The 451-nt window shown below is 61.2% G+C and carries 1 protein-coding gene; it reads right to left on the reverse strand.

Annotated features, from left to right (window positions below; translation table 11 throughout):
- Positions 1–263, reverse strand: a 263-nt coding sequence (locus H6M51_RS24270) for a transposase (protein WP_185812320.1), incomplete at its 3' end; no start/stop codon positions are given.
- Positions 264–451: the final 188 nt, after the last annotated feature.

Consider the following 451-nt stretch of genomic DNA (forward strand, 5'->3'; position numbering starts at 1 on the left):
CCGAGCGCATTGGCATAAGCGCGCACCTGCGCTGGATTGACGACGATCACGGCCAACCCGGCCAAAGACAGTCCTGCAACGGCTGCGGTTTCGAAGCCGCCGGTGGCCTCCAATGCCACCATATCGGCGCCGATCGGCTGCAACCGCGACACAAGATCGTCGATGCCGGCCTGCGTGTTGGGCACTTGAAAGGTCAGACCTGACGGAGCCACGGCCACATCCAGGTAATCCTTGGAAACATCGATCCCGACAACGATATCCATCTTATCCCATCCTTGCCTAAACGGACTTTGCTTGCGCAAGCGGCCCTGGCGACTGTTCGGGTTCGATGGAACGGCGGACGAAGACCCTTGCTCCCCCGCGGGCTTGGTGTCCCTGAGGTGTGTCGGTCTCCCATCCGCCACCGCGCCTGCCATTACAGCCTCAAACGCGGCTTTCGGGAAGTTACAAG

This window comes from Rhizobium sp. AQ_MP, from assembly GCF_014237835.1.
Lineage (GTDB): Bacteria > Pseudomonadota > Alphaproteobacteria > Rhizobiales > Rhizobiaceae > Allorhizobium.